Here is a 16,890-nt window from a genome sequence, read left to right as displayed (position 1 = left end):
AAGAAAGGTGAAATATGAACTCTACAAATAGCTTCTCGATCAATATCAATCAGCAAAAATCCATTGCTAAAAAAAGGCTCAAAGCTATCCGCCTATACGATGACGCCATGTTGGAGTTAGTTAAGCGATTTCACTCCAAACCAGAATCTTTGGCTCCCAATACAATTCAATTGGCTGACGTTCAACATGCACTCGCAAGAGAACTTGGCTTATCCAGTTGGAGTAAACTAAAAGCTCATGTCGAAGAGCTAGAAGCGCACAAACTAGCCATCAAACAACAAAAACCGCCCCTAGATGCGAAAGTAAAAACGCTACACGTTCGTTGCGGTCACGATATACAACAACAGCTTAAAACCAGTGGATTTGAAGGGACATTTTTAGCCCTGATCGACCCGCTTTGTATTGGCCCCATACCAGCAACACCGCAGAACTTCCTTGCCATTCGTGCCCAATATGTCGTAGAGACTCTGCTGCCTGTGATGAAGCGTGAAGACTCGGTTCAAGATATAGTCACATTGGAACAATCAAACCTCGACCTGTTGCAAAGTGATGTATTTGAACGAATCGTCTTTTGGGTCGAACATGACAGTTATGATCAATTGATGCTAATTCGTGCTCTAACGCAGTTAGAGAATGTAGAGAATAAAGTGATAGAGATCATTGAGTTGAACCAGTTCCCGGGCACTGAACGATTCATCGGCTTTGGGCAGTTGCCTGAAGAAGCTATTCGTTCTTGTTGGCGATACCGTAAACCTGTGACAGCAAAATTATTCAGTCAGGCTAAACGGTGTTGGCACGCTATTACATCACCGACACCTATTTCCATAGTTAATTTGATTCAGCAGCATAACCTGGATTGCTTGCCCAATATACTCAACGTGCTTAAACGCCATTTGCAAGAGTTACCTAATTCACAAACTGGATTGAGCTTGACACAACACCTCGCACTAAAGGTCTTGAGCTCGCAAAATCGTTCAATTCCCATCAAAGATTGGTTTGAGCAATATCAACAACTAGAACCTCTTCCTTACCTAGGAGACGTGATGTTTTACGCGTTACTCCTCCCTCTAGCACAGTGTCAAACACCTTTGATCACGATTGAGTCACGTGAAAGGCACTGGTGGGAACAAAGCGTCCGTATCACTGAGGCTGGCAAGCAGTGTTTGGAAGGCTTAATACGAGCGAAACAATGCTATTGGGTTGGAGGGATTAAAAATACCAGTCAAAGTTATTGGAGCTGGGATCACCTCCAACTAACTACACTTGCCAACCATCATTGAGTTGACAAATATGAAAGCATAAAGGGTTCGTTGGCTCTGATGAACACTCAATACTAAAGTATCGCTAAAGAAGCGACCGCTAGCCTGAATATAACTTAAATAGTTATGCAGAAATGCATCCACTCAAAGAGAGTATGCACTCTATCTCTTATTAAAATTTATTGTAAATCCTCTTTGTTATCGGTTGTATATTCGATAAAAGTGTTAAAATACAAACTTTTCATCCGGCCAATTCGTTAATATTTGGTTAAAATCCCATTTTTATTAGTGATAAAGTTCACATCTATTAACCATTTAGAGGATTATTCTTTCGTATTTTCTCACTCCGCTGCTAATCTGCTCGCCGCTTTGAAGTGAACTCAAGGTGCATAACTATAAGGAGTGTTCTCATGAATACCAAGAAACCGATGTCGCTTACTAGCCGCGTAATTTTAGGTATGGTTGCGGGTATCTTGACAGGATTTGCAATTCGCACACTTTTTGCCGACAACGGATTTGTCGACGCATACATTGTTAATGGATTATTCGAAGTTGGTGGACAGATCTTCGTTGCCAGCTTAAAAATGCTTGTTGTACCGCTAGTATTTGTTTCGTTAGTTTGTGGTACTAGCTCTCTCAAAGACCTCTCTACACTGGGTCGCATGGGCGGTAAAACCCTCGCTTTCTACGTTACGACAACGGCTATCGCGATTACGCTTGCTCTAACTATGGGTACTCTATTCCAGCCAGGGGCAGGGGCAGATCTAACGGCAGCAAGTTCATTCAAATCAGCCGAAGCGCCATCTTTAGGTCAGGTGATCATCGATATGTTCCCGACCAACCCAATCAGCGCAATGGCAGAAGGTAAAACTCTGCAAGTTATCGTGTTCGCCGTGCTATTCGGTATCGCGATCAGTGCAGCGGGTAAACCAGGCGAACGCATCGCAGCATTCTTCTCTGATCTGAATGAAGTGATCATGAAACTGGTCGCGATTTTGATGAACTTGGCGCCTTATGGGGTGTTCTTCTTAATGGCGAAGCTATTTACTGGTCTTGGTCTGGGCGCGATCGTCAATCTGGCAGAGTACTTCTTAGTACTGGCTGGTACGCTTGTCCTACACGGTCTAGTTACTTACAGCTTAATGTTAAAAGGTTTCACAGGTCTAAACCCAATTACGTTCCTACGTAAGATGGAAGACGCGATCATGTTTGCTTTTTCTACAGCATCATCGAACGCGACGATTCCAGTGACAATGGAAACAGCAAAGCACCGCATGGGTGTTGAGAACCGTGTATCATCGTTCACAGTACCACTTGGTGCAACCGTGAACATGGACGGTACGGCGATCATGCAAGGCGTAGCAACTGCGTTTATTGCTCAAGCTTTCAATATTGATTTAACTATGGGCGATTACCTAATGGTTATCATGACGGCAACTCTGGCGTCTATCGGTACCGCAGGTGTCCCTGGTGTGGGTCTAGTAATGTTGGCAATGGTATTGAACCAAGTAGGTCTGCCTCTAGAGGGCATTGCACTTATAATGGGTGTTGACCGTCTTCTTGATATGATTCGTACCGCGGTAAACATCACTGGAGACAGTGCAGTAACCGTCATCGTTGCGAAATCAGAAGGTGCATTGGATGAAGCTCGCTTCAACGACCCAATGGCAGGCGTAGCCGAAGAAGAAGTGCACCTGAAACGCGCGGAAGCTTAAACCCTTCCAAGTTAAATTATCCTGTCTAAGCAAAAACCACCTTACTCTAAGGTGGTTTTTTATTTCCAATTAACCCGAAGTCAAAAAGGTTTAGATAAAATTCTCGTCCCCCGAGGTTGTTTCAATTACTAATCGGTAAGTAGTTAGATTCTATATTAGTTCATCTAGAGGGTTAAGATAACTCGCCTATGTTTATCACTTTGAAAATGACATAAGGAACATTTTCATCATATAGAGATACAAATTCCATTATCAAACTAAAGTTCAAAACCAAATCGCGATAGATAGTAGTCTGATAATTAAGTTGGTACTAAGATACATACATCATAATTTCATGTTTAAAAATAGTCTTTTTTTATTCATTTTCTCATTTCCAATACTTGCATTAGGTTTCAACGAAAGTATGTTCGATTTTTTTAAGAAATTTAAATATACATTAAGCCCAGAGGTAAAAGGTACTTTAGTTCTTGATCAAAGACCTCTAGAAAATGTAACGGTTTACTTAGAAGCTAATTTTTTAAAAAATAATTACAAAAGGAGTTCAAGTACTAATGAGTTAGGTGAATTTCACTTTAAACCAGTCATACATGCTCAAAGGTTCAAAGAATCAGCTTTGAATCAAACATATTCATATATCGGAATATATACCTATATAAATGAAGAAAAGAAATATATTTGGGAGTCTCAGTTAAACTACGTTTCACCACCTATATTTATAGAGGACAACTTAAGTAATCTTTACTGTGAGCTTGAAGATACCGAGTTTCGATACTTTTTCAAGAATATCAATCTAGAAAATGCTGGAGATCTAATGGTTATTAGCAACTGCAATTTAAATGGATTTTTATATAAAAGACATTTTTCATAGAGTTTATGATTGTGATGATTATTAAACTCAAAGTTCTTTAAAAGAAAAAGCTATACCTGCACGCCTCAATCAAGTTTAAACATATCAATCAAAGTGCTAATTCGCAGAATATTTCTCTAAAGTAATTCACTACTTAACTTTCGTATACTCCTGATTCTACATAACCAGTTAGTTTGCACTGACTGTACACATAAGTATCATCTTCACCATTTCCAAAATAAGAAAAAGCGAAGTAGTAAACTTCATTGGTTACTTCACAATTCAAATTTCCCATATTTTCTCTAGCAAACTCATAAGTCTCATAACCATCAATTGAAGACTCCCATATCGTCACCTCTTCTCCATTTGCTAGATGAGTCTTCAGGAAAACGAGCACGTATTTCTGATCTAAGTTCAATAAGTCTTGAGACTCATGCTCTTCAAATACAGGGAAGGCAAACGATCCGTTAGCATCAGTAATAGTTTGAAACTCATGAATGGTTCCACGCACACCGACTCGGAGGACCACTAATTGAGATGACAACGGTTTTCCGTTCAAAGTTAGCATACCAATAATATCTGGCGTATACCTGTACATGAAAGGTTTCTCTTAGATAAAAACTTGAATCTGAAAGTACCCTTTCAAATCGAGCAAATCTACTACGGAAAAACGTATTGTGACGAGCTCGTGTGCTTTGAGTAAATGTTAAAAATAACAATTTCTTGTTTGCGCTAAACCAAACATAGAACATGTTTGATGGGCCATACCTACTCCACCATCGAATTCAGTTTTTCTCTAGCTTGTGCTTCGTGTTCTTTAGTGATGGCATTGCCGACAGAGTTAGCGGCTAACGTAAGTGCTGCCATGTCATCGGTAAAGCCGACGCCTGCTAGTACGTCAGGCACCATATCAGTTGGTAATACGAAGTAAGCCAACGCGCCACCTAAAATCGCCTTATGCCGAATGGCGGTGTTGGAATCTGTCATCGCGAGCCATGATTTGATGCCCATAACGGCAATTTCTTCACCCGCTTTCTTAACCGACCCTTTCATTTTGCGCCAGAATGTTTTCTCATCTGGCGCTTGCATCGTTTGATCTTTAGCGTCTTTCGGCGCCGATTTTACAGACATTGTTGTGGTCATCGTTGCCTCCGAAATTTATTACTGTGGCCAAGCCAACATATTAATAAATCGAACCTGAACGCAAGATTAATAACAAGAAATGATAGTAAAGTGAAACAAAAACACAGATAGAAAAATCCCCAAACCGAAGTCTGGGGATCGTGATGTTGGGAACTAAGTTGTCGAGTGCGCTACTGAGCTATCTTCTCCAGTACACGCATCAGCATTTTGATACGTGGTTCGATAGACTCAAGCAACAAATACTCTTGATCGCTATGGAAACCTGTACCGATAGGTCCTAGACCATCCAAAGTTGGAACGCCAAGAATTGCCGTATTGTTTGCATCAGAGCCGCCACCCACTTCTTTCCAGTTGATGTCGATAGACAGTTCACTTGCTGCTTCTTCAACTAATGCCATCAAGCTTTCAGTTTGCGCGCTTGGCACCATAGAAGGTTTGTAAGCTTCACGAACCAACTCGATGCTAACGCCATCAACGAATGGTGTTTCCAGCATGCCGTTTAGCTTGCTATCGACATCATCGTATTCTTCATTACTCCAGAAACGCACATCCACGATCGCTTCAGCGTGCTCAGGGACGATGTTTGCGCCGTTACCGCCAGACACAATACCCACGTTTAATGTGGTGCCAGATTCGAAGTTCGTCATAGCATTGATTGCGAGAATCCAGTTCGCCATCTCGGTAATTGCACTGCGGCCATTTTCTGGCTCGTTGCCAGCGTGGGCTGCAATGCCATTAAACGTGATTTTGTAACGCGCCATGCCTTTGCGCGCTTTGACTAAACCTCCGTCTGCGCGTGCTGCTTCTGCCACCAATACGTTTTTCGCGTTTTTTGCAACAGATTGAATCCAGTCGACCGAATCTAACGATCCAGTTTCTTCGTCTGGGTTCATGCAGATACAAATCGACAGTTTATCCAACACCGCTTGGTCGAGGTTACGCATCGCGTACACAATATTCAGCAAGCCAGATTTCATGTCCGAGACACCCGGACCGTACGCTTTTTCAGAGTCTTGAGACATAGGACGTAATCCAGCGGTACCGACAGGGAACACGGTATCCATGTGACCAATCAGCATCACGTCGATTTGCTCAGCTTCCGGCTTGTTTCGAACTTCAAGACCGATGCCCGCTTTGCCACAGTCGATGCGTTTTACGCTCCAACCTGACATCGCTTGGTACTTCTCTTCAAATTGAGAAGCGATAAACTCGATACCATCAGTCGTGTAAGTGCCACAATCCACATTAATCAGCGGACGTAGCTCTTCTAGATATTCATTTAGAGAGAATTGCATGACTCACTCCTAGACAAACAGATTCATCACCAGCATTGCGCCAAATGCGTTCAATACTGAGATTGCAATCATAACTGGGATGTAACGACCTTCAGTACCGATTGGCCCCATGATACGACCCATGTACTGAACTTGAGAGCCCATTAGGTAGATAGCAGGTGCAAGAATCGCAATGTGCGTGCCGTTAAGGATACCTTGGTCAAACAGCGTGATAACCACACCCACTGCGCCACCCATCGACATCCAAGCACCGATCAATACCGCTGCAGCTTCACCCGGAAGACCAAACACCGCCATGATTGGAGAGAACACCGTGCCCATCAGATCCAGCGCGCCAGTGATTTGTAGCGCCTTGATGATAACAAATGCCATCAATACGTTAGGCACCGTAGAGGTAGTCGCAATCACCCAACCTTTCTTAGCACCTTCGACGAAGATATCCGTCACCATTGGTTTTTTCGCTTTAACGTCACCCATTATGCCGTCTCCTCTTTTAAGTTCTCTGATTTGTTTTGGTCTTGCTTATCTTCTTTACCTTCCGTCATGTTCAGGTAGATACGGAACAGGTTCGCGCCGATGATCTTAAATGCGAACATCACCACAACTGCTAAACCAATAGAAGACGTTACTGCTAGAGAGCCGTCAGCCATCGTCAGTGTGAACAGCACAGCACCCGATGAGAAGAAGTTCACGATGGTTGCACCTGCAGTGAACTGGAACATGGTAAATACGTCCGTTTCACGCTTAGTTAGGTGACCTTCATCTTTTAGCTGACGCGTCATTGCCGCACCTGCATCGGTACTTTGTAGAGAAGCAATTAAAGCCAGACCAGAGTTACCAGGGATGCCCATTAGAGGACGTAGAAGAGGAGTAAGAAGCTTACGAGCTGCTTCAAGTGCACCGTAGTGCTCAAGTACGTTGATCATACCTAATGCGAACATAACGGTTGGAATCAAAGTAAGTGCGAAAATGAAACCGTCACGAGCACCGCTACCGCCATTACCACGGAAAGATGTGGTCGCAGCTTGTACCTCGCCATCCGCACCTTCCGTTACGCCGTAAGCCACTTTACCGAAAGAGCCATTAAGCGTTGTAAAGTCGAATACACCGTACCATTCGTTGGATTGCATCAGACCAGAAAAGAACACAACCGCAAACGCCAGAGCAACGTAGCACCCCAGTGTAACTTTACGCTCAGTTTGAACCGGAATTTTCATAACATTACCTACACATGTGGAACTTAACACATATGTTCACCTGAATAATGTGCTAGAGAGATGATCAAAATCAATCCGTCTGCCGAACATTATCGCGACTCAGTTATGAAGTTTTATTTTATGATTCCAATCACAATTGAAAGATAATAAAAATTTGTGCTAACAATTAGGTATATTAATCTATGTTGATAGCTCACGACTTCTTCATCAACTCAACAAATGATTCTGACGAATATTGCTTTCTACAACATTCATGACGTACTTCATACTTTGGCATTGAGGCAATATCGATTAACTCGAAAGTAACATTCAGCCACGAAATTTAGGTTAGGATGGCCCGGTCATATGTAAACGGCATAAACCAGAATTAACAGGACTATACGACCCATTGTTACGCTCACAATATAAAATAGCCAAATGGACACTCGCCCTCGTGCTTTGGGTGGTGATGATATGCTTAAGCCAAAATTCTGGTTTCTCGAAAAGCTGCCCGAAGGCTCACCAAATACAGAGTCAGCAAGATGAGAGTGTGAATTTATCACCATCTTGCGACCTTTCAGAAAAGCTGGTTCAAGCGTACCAACATCAGTTTGATCATATTCTTATTCCATTTTTTCTGTTTGCTTTGATTGTGGCGCTGCCGATGACAACCACAGCAATTCGTTATCTGGAATACACAGAACCGATACCGGAAAAGTATCGGGTTCACCTAAAACTTTGCGTGTTTAGAGAATAAAGCCAGCAAGGCGAGAGACCTTTCCGCCTGACTTTTGTACATATTTTATTCACTTCACATAACAAACAACGAAATTTAAAAGTTTTAGGAAATATTATGACATTCACTCGTACACTTTTGGCGTTAACGATGGCTATCGTATCTGCCGTATCTTTCGCATCAGAAAAGACCGCAGAACAAAAGCTAGAGGAAGTTAATCAGATACTAAAAGATAACCCTCAAATTCTTGATTCATTGCACCAAAACCTTCAAGAATACATTGCTTATCAACAGTCATTTGGAGACACCTTAAAGGAGGTTCGTCAATATCTAAGTGATGGCAAACATTCCTCTTTTGGTGCTGAAACCCCTGAGTTAACCATTATTAACGTAACGGACTACAGTTGCCCTTTTTGTAAACGTTTAGAAGGAGAGCTGGTCAAAGTTGGTAAGGAATATCCGCAGGTAAAAGTGCTTAACCTCAATGTCTCTTTTAAAGAACAATACGAGAAAAACGGCTACAACTCGGCAAGTTACGCATTAAACGTTTGGCAAAACCAGCGAGATAAGTACGAACAAGTGCATGAGTTGTTGGTGAAAAAACCGGGCGCACATGACGCACGTTCGTTAAATCAAATCGCGAAGAAAACGAGGACAGAAGCACAGCTTGTCGACGACAAAGAGACCAAAGCGTTGCTTGATAAAAACTATCAGTATTTCACGCAACTTGGTTTACGCGGCACGCCTGCGTTGATCATTAATGATCAAGTCATTCCTGGCTATGTGCCGTTTGACGAGCTAGAAAAAGTCATCGACCAAGAACTGGCGAACTAAAACAACAAAGCCCTTCCCTGATAACTCAAGGAAGGGCTTTTTCTATCTAGGCTTAAAACGAAGTTCTAACTACTTTTCGCGACCCACAAACGCCACAACGACTTTGTCATTGCCAAGCGAGCGAGAGAACACATACGCACCTTCTTGTTCAATTACTTGATGCTGACCCGCACCAATCGCTGGGTGCGCTTTACGGAACTGACCAAGAGTTTGCCAGTGTTTGAGCAGCGCTTGCTTCTCATCAGATAGCTTCCATACCATGTCAGAACGAGTGCCTTGGTGGAAATCGTCCGCATAAGGACCAATGTTACGACCCACTTCGTCACCGTAGTAAACCTGCACAGCACCAGGGCTCAGAAGCAGTGCATTCGCGGCGTTACGCTGCATGCCGTAATCTTTGAAGCGAGAGAAGAACAGCTCGGTATCGTGAGAAGACATGTAGCTCACTGGGTTGAAGTCTTTCTCATTGGCGATAGTATCTGCGTAACTTTGGTAGGTGTCTGCCATTTGGCTGAAACACGCCGCGCCTTTGTCTAACTTCTTCTGCATGTCGAAGTTAATCAACGCATCAAAGCCATCGTCAAAGTAAGGGCTGCGATATGCAGTATGTCCCCATACTTCACCCATCATCCAGAATGGCTGACCTGACTTACCGTTCTCTTTACGCCACTGCTCAAGACTGCTTGAAGCCTCTTCTTTCAAGCGTTTCCACACATCGCCTTCAACGTGCTTCACCGTATCGACACGGTAGCCATCAATGCCAAAGCGTTTCACCCAATCAGTTTGCCACTCAAGTAGGTAGTCCGAGACGGTGTAATTGTCACGCGCCTCTACGCGAGTACCAGGGTTATCCAATAGCCACTGCGCAGGCTTCACAGCTTTGTCTGATTCAGTGATAAAATCAGGCAAACCCGCCAATGACATAGTGATATCACTGCTGCCCGGAGCTTGGTATCCCGGTAGACCTGTTCTTACCCAGTCACCGCCCCACCATTTCGCCCAGTTTGGACTCTGGTAATCAATATTCTGGTGGTAGCTATGCCAGTTTTCGCCCGCTTTTGGCTGCCAATCCCCCCACTTCTTAGGTAGTTCAGCGTTTGGTTTTAACACCTCAATACCATCAAATTGCAAATCGGCTAACGTTGAGTAACCGGTGTGGTTGATTACTGCGTCCATCAATACTTTAAGGCCACGTTTGTGTGCCTCTTCCACCAGCTTTTTCAGATCATCTTCGTTACCGAAGTTCTCATCAATCTTGGTGAAATCACGCGTCCAGTAACCGTGGTAAGCGTAAAATGGGAATGAGCCGCTATCGCCGCCGCCCACAAAACCGTGTACTTGCTCAACGATTGGCGACAACCAAATTGCATCTGTACCTAGGCTCTTTATGTAATCTAGCTTTTCGATCACGCCTTTTAGATCACCGCCGTGGAAGGTGCCGATCTCTTCTTTGCCGTCTTTCTTGCGACCATAGCTGTTGTCATTGCTGGTATCGGCGTTGTTAAAACGGTCAACCATCACGAAGTAAATGTTGGCATTACGGTAATCAAACGGCACTGCTTCTTTGGTTTTCTTCACTGGCTCTAACAGCACTAAACCGCCGGAATCTTTGCTTGGTGTCAGCGATACTTGCTGATCTTTTACTTCGACCATTTGACCAGAATAGGCATCACGCAACTTGGTGCCATCGGGGAAACTGTCACCCAGCGCAATGGTGACCTCGCCGCCTTGGTAAACCTCACATTGCACTTGTGGGATTGGGCGTTTGAATTCAGTCTTGGCGGCTTTCTTAGGCTCTCGCTTGAAGCGCAGTGTTTTCGCTTCCGCATCAAAAGCAAAAGAGTAATCGCCAGTAAAGCGGATTTTTAACGGCAGTTCTGTTGGCTTTCCACAGTTCAGCGCGATAGGTTTGTTGAATTTGACCTTCTGGCTATCAGGCGCGACACAGTCGCCTTCAACGCCCGTGATTTTGAGCGTGTATCCGTCTTTGGTTAAGGGCACAACCAAAGGCTGCTCTGCACTTAAAGGAAAGTCACGGCTGTTGGTCGTGGTAGAGATGGTGATGTTTGGCTCGGCGATGGCACTTGCCGATGCAAGCAATAAGGTAGTCGTAATCAGATTCAGTTTCATCGTTCAGTCCATTGGTTGCGCATAGGCGCAGTATTCGTGTTGTAGTTTTATTCACACTAATAGTAAATGGATGAAAAACTGAGCACATCATTCTGAAAGGCTACGCCCTAAAGCTTGTGACGCTTCACATTTTGCTTTTATTGGGGCGTAGTTCTATTTATGAGCAGGGTAAAAGAGAGTTTAAAGCTGCACGCTACCAAGGTTACGCATTTGTCTCATCGCCCAATTGACGCGGCTGATGGTGTAAGAAGTCTGAGGGTAGACTTTGATGCGATACGGATTTGGCAGCACCACCGCAAGCCTTGCTGCTTGGCGTGTTGAAAGTTGTTTAGCAGGAATACCAAAGTAGTTTTGCGCAGCGGCTTCCGCGCCATAAATACCTGGACCAAACTCCACCACATTCAAATACACTTCAAGAATGCGTTTTTTACTCCACATTGCTTCCATCAGCAGAGCAAAATAAAGCTCATACGCTTTGCGCACATAAGAGTGTGAAGGAAACAGAAACACGTTCTTTGCAGTTTGCTGAGTAATCGTGCTCGCACCGCGAGAGGGACCGTTCTCGCCAGACTCTGAGATCACTTTAAACAAGGAATCAAAATCCACTCCGTAATGGGTCGGGAACTTTTGATCTTCTGTCGCAATCACGGCCAGTTGAATGTGTTTAGAAATATCACTCAAAGGCACCCATTCATTTTGACTCTCTTCAGGAAATCCTTCAGGAGGAGAAATCATGCGGCTGATCTTCCATCCCCAAATTGGTGGATCGATGTATTTCACTATGCCAACGAGCATCACTGGTAAAAGCAAAAGCACCAATAAGATATTGAACAGAAGGGATTTAATCTTTCTCAAAGTCCGACCTAGCCTGATTTAACAAAACAATATGATGCAAGTATAGAGTATGCAGTCTGTTTATCGTTAGTGAAAACTTGGTCAAAAAAAGCCCGATTTACAATGTAAAACGGGCTTAGAATTTGATTAGACTAAATTATTTGTGCAGCTTGTAGAACACGGTTGAAAGTGGAGGCAAACGAAGCTCAAGTGATTGAGGCAGTGATTCACTTTCAACTTTTTCCGTTTTCACACTGGTCAGCACTTTAAAATCGCTGCCGCCGTATTTGCTGTCGTCTGTATTCAGTAGCAGTTCGTATTGACCTGCATTTGGAACGCCTAAACGAAAGCGCTCGTGTGGTACGGGCGTAAAGTTGGTGATGATCAGAATACGCTCACCTTCTTTACTAATACGCTCGTGCGCTAGGATGCTCGCATCCGCTTCGTCTTGTAGACGCCACTCAAAACCAGCAGGAACACAATCTTGATCGTGCATCGCCGCTTCATTTCGGTACAAGTGGTTCAAATCTCGCATCAGCTTTTGAACGCCTTGATGACGCTCGTATTCTAGCAAGAACCATTGCAACTGATCATCGTGGTTCCACTCCGCCGTTTGACCGATTTCCGCGCCCATGAAGTTCAGCTTTTTGCCCGGTTGACCATACATATAACCGTAGTATGCTCTTAGGTTTGCGGTTTGCTGCCATTCATCGCCCGGCATCTTGTTGTGAATAGAGCCTTTGCCGTACACCACCTCGTCGTGAGAGAGAGACAAGACGTAGTTTTCGCTGTGCGCATAAACCAGCGGGAAGGTGATGGTATTGTGGTGGTATTTGCGGTGAACAGGATCTTCTTTGATGTATGAAAGACTGTCGTGCATCCACCCCATATTCCACTTGAAGCCAAAACCTAAACCACCCATAAAGGTTGGCGCAGACACCCCCGGAAACGCCGTTGACTCTTCCGCAATCGTCATCGCATTCGGGAAGTGCTTGTACACTTCTTCGTTCATCCATTTTAAGGTTGCGATTGCGTCGTAGTTTTCGTTGCCACCATCGACGTTTGGAACCCACTGGTCGTGGCTACGTGAGTAGTCGAGGTAAAGCATCGATGCGACTGCGTCCACGCGAATACCATCAATATGGAATTGTTCAAACCAGTACAGCGCATTCGAGACAAGGAAGCGGCGCACATGTTCACGGCCTAAATCGTAAATGTAGGAGTTCCAATCTTGGTGCCAACCGCGACGAGGATCTGGATCATGGAACAGAGGCGTACCATCAAAGTTAGCTAAACCATGATCATCCGATGGGAAATGCGCAGGAACCCAATCCAGCACTACACCGATACCAGCTTGGTGACACGCATCCACGAAGAATTTGAAATCATCAGGTGAGCCAAAACGGCTAGTTGGTGCAAACAAGCCAACAGGTTGATAGCCCCATGAACCATAGAATGGATGCTCAGACACAGGCATCAGCTCAACGTGGGTGTAGCCCATATCCACAAGGTATGGCACCAACTGCTCCGCGAGTTCGCGGTAGTTCAGGAAATCACCGTTCTCGTCGCGCTTCCATGATCCAGCATGTAGCTCGTAAAACGATAACGCTTCATCACGCTTTTGTGTCACTGCACGGTTTTGCCATTTCGCATCTTGCCATTGGTAACGCTTGTGATCGTAGGTAATGGATGCGAACGATGGGTATTGCTCAGAGTAGAAACCCCAAGGGTCTTGTTTGTGTGGCAACCCTTCCCCATTTGGCCCTTTGAGCTCAAATTTGTATTGTACCCCCTCTTCCAAACCAGGAATGAATAGGCCCCAGATACCGTAGTCTAAGCGTTGCATTGGATGACGACGGCCATCCCATTGGTTGAAGCAACCCACAAGGCTAACAGCAGATGCATGTGGTGCATAAACAAGGAAACGCACACCAGAGATGTTTTCACCGCCACGTTCTAGCGTGACAAAGTGTGCGCCCATGTAGTGATACATGTCTTTTGGCGTATGCAGATGCTCGTACTCTTGGTAGATATTGTGGTACTGGTACGGGTCATCAATAATTTGTTCAACACCATTCCAATCGACCGCTAAACGGTAGTGGGTCAGGTGTAAATCGCGTTGCTCTTTTAAGATGAAACCGCTGTCGCCATCACGCTCAAGCGCCACGCGAGGTTCACCATTAACAAGCAGTTCAACCTTGTTTGCGCCCGGCATCCAAACTCTCAGCGAAGCTTCGTCGTCAATGAATGGACCCAGCGCCGCAAATGGATCTGAGTAAGCCGCCTCAGCAAGCAGTTCGTATGCGCGTTCGTGTTGTTTCTTTATTTTCTTGGTTTTGGTGGTTTTCAAATCTTTCTCCCTAGAGCCAACATCCTTTTCAAGACCAGAGATCTGAATCAAACATCGGTTTCTCCACAGCCAACGTTGTGAACTCACAAAAAGACTCCGCTTCTCACGTTCGTTGCGTAAACGGCGTCAAAATACAAAAATGCCCGCTATTGTCGCGGGCATAATAACGGTACTTCATCCTAACGGATTGTGTTTTAGGAATGAGTGACCTAGACGGAACTTTCGTACCTCTGAGCTAACAAAATTGGTAATCAGCTCGTCCATCTACGCCACTCTAGGCATCTTACTTACTCGCCTGTGCACGAACTTCAGTAAGGCGTTTAGAAATACGATTCACATCTTCACGGCTGAAGATTTCATCTAGGTTCATCGACAATTTACGACGCCAGTTTGGATACTCATCCACCGTACCAGGAATATTGACCGGTTGATCCATTTCTAGCCAGTCTTCAAGCTGAACACTAAGCAGTGCAGAGTCACCCGCGGCTACGTGCAGTTGCAGCGCTTCGCTTAGGTATGAATCCATTGGCACATACTGAGCATCATGACCAATGCCTTCTGGCAAATAGCCATGCCAGCGAACGCTGTCTAGAATGCCTTGTTTGCACTTCAAGCGATCAGCGAATAGGCCTTCCAACTGCTGCTCATCAGGGTACAGACCAATCTCACGCCCCATCTTCAAGTCATCACAGTGCCAGAAACCGCGTAGTGTTGGCATATCGTGCGTACACAGCGCAGCCATAGATTGCTCAGCGTAGTGCTTCGGAGAAATAAAGCCACCGTCGTCTTTTGATGTTTCGAAGAAGAAGACTTTGTACGAATGCACACCCGCATCACGAAGGATATCAACGATTTCATCAGGTACAGTACCCAAGTCTTCACCGATTACAGAACACTGATGACGGTGAGATTCCAACGCTAGGATTGCTAGCATGTCTTCCACTGGGTAGTACAGGTATGCGCCTTCTGTCGCTTTCTCGCCTTTTGGAATCCACCAAAGGCGAAGCAGGCCAAGTACGTGGTCGATACGCAATGCACCACAATGCTTCATGTTAGCACGTAGCAATTTGATGTAAGCGTCGTAGCCAGTCGCTTCTAGAACCTGAGGGTTAAGCGGAGGCAGACCCCAGTTTTGGCCTAGTGGACCAAGTACATCTGGTGGCGCACCGATGCTTGCATCCAATACTAGCGCGCCTTCATCAGCCCATGTTTCGCTACCTGAATCTGCAACACCAACCGCAAGGTCGCGGTACAAACCCACAGCCATGCCTTTTTCTTCGGCTAGCGCTTGCGCTTCTTTGATTTGATCGTCTGCGATCCATTGCAGGTACATGTACAAGTGAACACGATCTTGGTTATCCTTGATGTACTTCTGAGTACCAGCTGCGTCGAATGTGCGGTATTTCTCAGGGAATACTGGCCAGCCCCACATGTTTGCATCTTCTGCATGTAAATCAGCATGAAGTGCATCGAATGCAGCTTGGTGTAGCAAGCTGTCGCCGCCTTTTTCAACAAAGTCCAAGAAGGCACGAGCGCGATCGGTGTTCTTGTCTAAATGGCGAGCTTTAAACTCACTGAATAGCAGCGGAAGAACGCTCATTTTTAGTTGCGAAACTTCGGTGTAATTCACCCAATGAGAGTCTCGCGCTTTTTGTAAACGTTGTTGGAACTCTGCGCTACCAACACGCTGTTGTGCTTCTGCACTTAGCGCGAATTCAGGTACAGAGCTTACGTCGATGTACATGATGTTCAACCAACGACGAGAAGACGGGCTGTATGGGCTTGCCCCTTCTGGATTCGCAGGGAACAGCGAGTGAATAGGGTTCAAGCCAATGAAGTCACCGCCACGAGAGGCAATATCACTCACCAGTTGTTTTAGGTCGCCAAAATCACCGATGCCCCAGTTATGCTGAGTACGCAGTGTGTAAAGCTGGATACTAGGACCCCATAGCTTTTTGTGTTGGTTTAGATCGTCTTGTTTGAAACACGCTTTCGGCGTAATGATCAATGACATCTCGTAAGGTGTTTTACGACGCTTACGACTGATGATCAGTTTGTGATAACCCCAAGCCAAGTTCTTTGGCAATGCAAACACTAGAGGGCCACCCTCAGCACGCTCATCACGAACAATTTGGGACTGAAGATAGCCTTCAAGTACCTCTCCTTGTTCTGTTTCTAAACGCCAGCTGAATTCACTCTCACGAGCACTCGTACCTAGGTTTAGTTCCACTTCGACTGGTTCGCCGTCGCGTAAAACAAGAACAGGGGCTAGTACGTCTTTTTTATGTTTCTTTTCAGCAGAAGCCAGTAGTTTTTCATCACTGCTAGTATCGTAGCCAAGCGAAGCGAGCAAGCGGCGTAGCGTCTCCTCAGACACTTTAGCCTCATCTCCCCAAGCACTGACATAGCTATCAGCCAATCTCGCCATTTCCGCGACTTTCTTTAATGCTGTTTGTTCTTTCATCGCTTTCTCCGAAGGTAATACCAACACCTTCCATGTAGGGTTTTATTGTTATCAATAACTTCTTTTGGAAAATGACCAAAGGTAGCG

Annotated in this window: 14 protein-coding genes; 5 read left to right on the top strand and 9 right to left on the bottom strand. The window is 44.9% G+C overall.

Annotated elements, in window-relative coordinates; translation table 11 throughout:
* The first annotated feature begins 14 nt into the window (after positions 1 to 14).
* The 3 genes from R7F67_RS03275 to R7F67_RS03265 all read left to right on the top strand — a co-directional run bounded on the left by R7F67_RS03275 (position 15) and on the right by R7F67_RS03265 (position 3,842).
* Positions 15 to 1,280, top strand: a complete 1,266-nt coding sequence (locus R7F67_RS03275) for a DUF1835 domain-containing protein (RefSeq protein WP_047102405.1) — start codon at positions 15 to 17, stop codon at positions 1,278 to 1,280.
* A gap of 389 nt (positions 1,281 to 1,669) precedes the next feature.
* Entirely contained in the window at positions 1,670 to 2,974 is a 1,305-nt protein-coding gene (locus tag R7F67_RS03270) for a dicarboxylate/amino acid:cation symporter (protein ID WP_054576578.1), read from the top strand.
* 403 nt (positions 2,975 to 3,377) lie between these two features.
* Complete coding sequence (locus tag R7F67_RS03265) at positions 3,378 to 3,842, top strand: DUF6795 domain-containing protein (protein WP_225491615.1); 465 nt, start codon at positions 3,378 to 3,380, stop codon at positions 3,840 to 3,842.
* A gap of 133 nt (positions 3,843 to 3,975) precedes the next feature.
* Here the strand turns inward: R7F67_RS03265 and R7F67_RS03260 are convergent, their stop codons facing one another.
* From R7F67_RS03260 to R7F67_RS03240, 5 genes are all read right to left on the bottom strand, one after another.
* A complete protein-coding gene (locus R7F67_RS03260; protein ID WP_104980194.1) occupies positions 3,976 to 4,419 on the bottom strand; it encodes a DUF6795 domain-containing protein in 444 nt (147 codons plus the stop codon).
* A gap of 170 nt (positions 4,420 to 4,589) precedes the next feature.
* Positions 4,590 to 4,964 carry a YkvA family protein gene (locus R7F67_RS03255; RefSeq protein ID WP_104976403.1) on the bottom strand — a complete coding sequence of 125 codons (375 nt, stop codon included), beginning with the start codon at positions 4,962 to 4,964 and terminating at the stop codon, positions 4,590 to 4,592.
* A gap of 170 nt (positions 4,965 to 5,134) precedes the next feature.
* On the bottom strand, positions 5,135 to 6,259 hold the full coding sequence (locus R7F67_RS03250; protein WP_229627079.1) for a M20 family metallopeptidase: 1,125 nt from the start codon (positions 6,257 to 6,259) through the stop codon (positions 5,135 to 5,137).
* Positions 6,260 to 6,268: 9 nt separating this feature from the next.
* A complete protein-coding gene (locus tag R7F67_RS03245) occupies positions 6,269 to 6,736 on the bottom strand; it encodes a YjiG family protein (protein WP_005374849.1) in 468 nt (155 codons plus the stop codon).
* On the bottom strand, positions 6,736 to 7,476 hold the full coding sequence (locus R7F67_RS03240; protein ID WP_258474583.1) for a nucleoside recognition domain-containing protein: 741 nt from the start codon (positions 7,474 to 7,476) through the stop codon (positions 6,736 to 6,738). The genes R7F67_RS03245 and R7F67_RS03240 overlap by 1 nt, the downstream gene beginning before the upstream one ends.
* Positions 7,477 to 7,924: 448 nt before the next feature.
* Between R7F67_RS03240 and R7F67_RS03235 the strand changes: the two genes are divergently transcribed.
* Positions 7,925 to 8,212 (top strand): hypothetical protein, encoded by a 288-nt coding sequence (locus tag R7F67_RS03235; RefSeq protein ID WP_049872671.1) that lies wholly within the window; start codon positions 7,925 to 7,927, stop codon positions 8,210 to 8,212.
* A gap of 96 nt (positions 8,213 to 8,308) precedes the next feature.
* Positions 8,309 to 9,025 (top strand): DsbA family protein, encoded by a 717-nt coding sequence (locus R7F67_RS03230; RefSeq protein WP_213965835.1) that lies wholly within the window; start codon positions 8,309 to 8,311, stop codon positions 9,023 to 9,025.
* Positions 9,026 to 9,094: 69 nt separating this feature from the next.
* On the opposite strand, the gene R7F67_RS03225 is transcribed toward R7F67_RS03230, so the two are convergent.
* The 4 genes from R7F67_RS03225 to malQ form a co-directional block, all read right to left on the bottom strand.
* Positions 9,095 to 11,155 (bottom strand): alpha-amylase, encoded by a 2,061-nt coding sequence (locus R7F67_RS03225; RefSeq protein ID WP_258474582.1) that lies wholly within the window; start codon positions 11,153 to 11,155, stop codon positions 9,095 to 9,097.
* A 180-nt stretch (positions 11,156 to 11,335) separates the two neighbouring features.
* Positions 11,336 to 12,010: a monofunctional biosynthetic peptidoglycan transglycosylase gene (gene mtgA, locus R7F67_RS03220; RefSeq protein WP_054865800.1), complete on the bottom strand. Its 675-nt coding sequence runs from the start codon at positions 12,008 to 12,010 to the stop codon at positions 11,336 to 11,338.
* 136 nt (positions 12,011 to 12,146) lie between these two features.
* Complete coding sequence (glgB, locus tag R7F67_RS03215) at positions 12,147 to 14,339, bottom strand: 1,4-alpha-glucan branching protein GlgB (RefSeq protein WP_373921116.1); 2,193 nt, start codon at positions 14,337 to 14,339, stop codon at positions 12,147 to 12,149.
* 283 nt (positions 14,340 to 14,622) lie between these two features.
* Positions 14,623 to 16,803 carry a 4-alpha-glucanotransferase gene (gene malQ / locus R7F67_RS03210; RefSeq protein ID WP_005374838.1) on the bottom strand — a complete coding sequence of 727 codons (2,181 nt, stop codon included), beginning with the start codon at positions 16,801 to 16,803 and terminating at the stop codon, positions 14,623 to 14,625.
* Between the last annotated feature and the right edge of the window lie 87 nt (positions 16,804 to 16,890).

It is taken from the genome of Vibrio sp. YT-17 (assembly GCF_033337375.1).
GTDB classification, from domain to species: Bacteria; Pseudomonadota; Gammaproteobacteria; order Enterobacterales; family Vibrionaceae; genus Vibrio; species Vibrio alginolyticus.
This window is presented reverse-complemented; position numbering and strand designations above follow the sequence as displayed.